Origin of the sequence: Thauera phenylacetica B4P, assembly GCF_000310225.1 — a bacterium.
GTDB lineage: Bacteria > Pseudomonadota > Gammaproteobacteria > Burkholderiales > Rhodocyclaceae > Thauera > Thauera phenylacetica.
In genome coordinates, this window is the sequence record NZ_AMXF01000371.1 from 1 (window position 1) to 2,563 (window position 2,563).

Below are 2,563 nucleotides of genomic sequence, written 5' to 3' on the forward strand. Positions count from 1 at the left end.
TCGCCTCGCCGAGACCGCGGCTGTGTCCGGTGAGGACGGCACGCATGCCCTTCATCGGCCAGGCTCCGCCGCAACGGCAGGCGGACGGCGCGCGACCAGGCCGACCAGGGCCGAGCGCCCCTTGTGGCCGACGCCCTCCTCGAGCACGTCCTCGTATTCCTGCAGGTGCACGATGTCCAGCCCGGCGAAGGCCTCGCGCAGCAGCTCGGCGGTATACAGGTTCTCCACCGCCGACGGGCCGCCGGTGCGGTATTCGAGCTGCTTCGGGGTGTAGCCCTGCAGGATCAGGTGGCCACCGGGCCTCAACGCGCGTGCCATGCCGGCGAAGATGCGCGCGCGCTGCGCCGGGTCGGCGAACTGGATGAAGATCGCCACCACGAAGTCGAAGGCGGCCTCCGGGTAGTCCCACGCCACCGCGTCGGCGAGCACGAAGTCGACCTCGACGTGGCGGCCGGCGGCGAGCTTGCGGGCCTTCTCCAGCGCCACCGGCGAGATCTCGGTGGCGGTCACCGCGAGCCCCTGCTCGGCCAGCCACACCGCGTTGCGCCCCTCGCCGTCGGCCACCGAGAGCGCGTCGGCGCCGGACGCAAGCAGCGCCGCCTGCGCGGCGAGGAAGCGGTTGGGGGTGGTGCCGAAGACGTAGTCCTCGCCCGCGCTGCGATAGCGGGTGGACCACATGTGTTCCTGTTCGTGTGCGTTCATGCGTTTTCCTGGAAAGTGCCGCGGCGGCGGGCTGCGGCGGTCACCACGGCACGGGCTCGCCGCGGTGGTCGAAGAATTCGCCCGAGTCGCCCGGCCCGAGGCGCTCGATCACCGCGAGCAGGCGCGCGGCCGCCTCGGCGGGCGTCTGCACCTGCAGCCCGGACTTGGCGAAGGGCGCCGACAGGCCGGTGTCGACCGTGCCTGGGTGCAGCGCCACGCAGATCGCCTGCGGCCGGCCGCGGCGCAGCTCGACGGCGGCGGTGCGCACGAGCTGGTTGAGCGCCGCCTTCGAGGCGCGGTACGCATACCAGCCGCCGAGCCGGTTGTCGCCGATGCTGCCCACGCGCGCCGACAGCGTGGCGAACACGGCGCGGCGCTCGCGCGGCAGCAGCGGCAGGAAGTGCTTCATCAGCAGCGCCGGACCGATCGCGTTGATCGCGAAGGCATGTGCCAGATGGGCGGGATCGAGCTCGCGCCAGCTCTTCTCCGGCTCCATGCCCCCGCCGTGGAGGAAGCCGGTGGCGTCGAAGACCAGGGTGGGCACGCCGCGCGCGCGCACCGCGGCGGCCGCGGCGGCGATCGAGGCCTCGTCGAGCAGGTCGAGCGCCGGACTGCCGCGGCGCCCGAGCGCGAGCACCTCGTCGTAGGCCGGGCAGTCGCGCAGGGCCGCGACCAGCGCCGCGCCCACGCCACCACTACCGCCCACGACCACGGCGAGCGAGCTGCCATCGGCATCCTCCGCCCGGCCCCCGGCTCGCCCCCCCTCTCCTGCGCTGCGGCTCATGACACCTCCTTGTGGACTTCCACCCCTTCCGTCCCCGCCTCGACCGTGTCGCGCCCCTCCTCCACCGCATGGCAGGCCACGCGGCGGCCGTCGTCGAGTTCGCGCAAGACCGGCTCCTCCTGCCGGCAGCGCGCGTCCGCGAGCGGACAGCGCGGATGGAAGCTGCAGCCGGATGGCGGGGTGATCGGGTTGGGCACCTCGCCACGCACGGCGTCGTCGGCCTGGCCGCGACGGGAAAAGTCGGGGATGGTCGCCAGCAGCATGCGGGTGTAGGGGTGGCGCGGGCGCTCGAACAGCCTGCGGCTGGCGGCGCTCTCGACGATGCGGCCGAGGTACATCACGCCGACCTCGTCGGCCATGTGCCGCACCACCGCGAGGTCGTGGCTGATGAACAGGAAGGTGAGCCCGAGCGCGTCCTGCAGGTCGCGCATCAGATTGAGGATCTGCGCCTGCACCGACACGTCGAGCGCCGAGGTCGGCTCGTCGCAGACGAGGAACTCGGGCCGGTTGGCGAGCGCGCGCGCGATGCAGATGCGCTGGCGCTGGCCGCCGGAGAACTCGTGCGGATACTTCGCGCCGTCGGCCGGCGACAGGCCGACCTGGCCCAGCAGCCCGGCGACGCGCGCGCGGATCGCCGCGTCGTCCTTCTCCAGGCCGAACACGCGGATCGGCTCGGCGATGATGCGCTCCACGCGCCAGCGCGGGTTGAGGCTGGCGTAGGGGTCCTGGAAGATCATCTGGAAGCGGCGGCGCAGCTTCTGGCGCTCGGCGCTGCCGCGCACCTCGGCAACGTCGCGGCCGTCGAACACGATACGCCCGGCCGAGGGCTCGTGGAGGCCCACGATCAGGCGCGCAACGGTGGATTTGCCGCAGCCCGACTCGCCCACCAGCGCGAAGGTGCGCCCGCGCCCGATCGCGAACGAGACCCCATCGACCGCGCGCAGCCAGCGCCGCGGCTCGCGCGCGAGCAGGCGCTCGAGCCAGGGCCGGGAGACATCGAAGGCGCAGCGCAGGTCCTCGACGCGCAGCAGCGGCGCCGCGGCGCCCGGGTCGCGCACCCGGCGCGCTGCGGCCGGC

3 protein-coding genes are annotated in these 2,563 nt (G+C 73.7%); all 3 read right to left on the reverse strand.

All coding sequences use genetic code 11. From position 1 onward, the window contains the following. Positions 1-51: 51 nt before the first annotated feature. Positions 52-678 carry a class I SAM-dependent methyltransferase gene (locus C667_RS22070; protein ID WP_039922766.1) on the reverse strand — a complete coding sequence of 209 codons (627 nt, stop codon included), beginning with the start codon at positions 676-678 and terminating at the stop codon, positions 52-54. Between the two features lie 64 nt (positions 679-742). Beyond that, positions 743-1,486, reverse strand: a complete 744-nt coding sequence (locus C667_RS22075) for an SDR family oxidoreductase (RefSeq protein ID WP_039922764.1) — start codon at positions 1,484-1,486, stop codon at positions 743-745. Further along, positions 1,483-2,563: ABC transporter ATP-binding protein (locus C667_RS22080; protein ID WP_004385461.1), on the reverse strand; the 1,081-nt coding region annotated here is incomplete at its 5' end. The genes C667_RS22075 and C667_RS22080, both read right to left, overlap by 4 nt.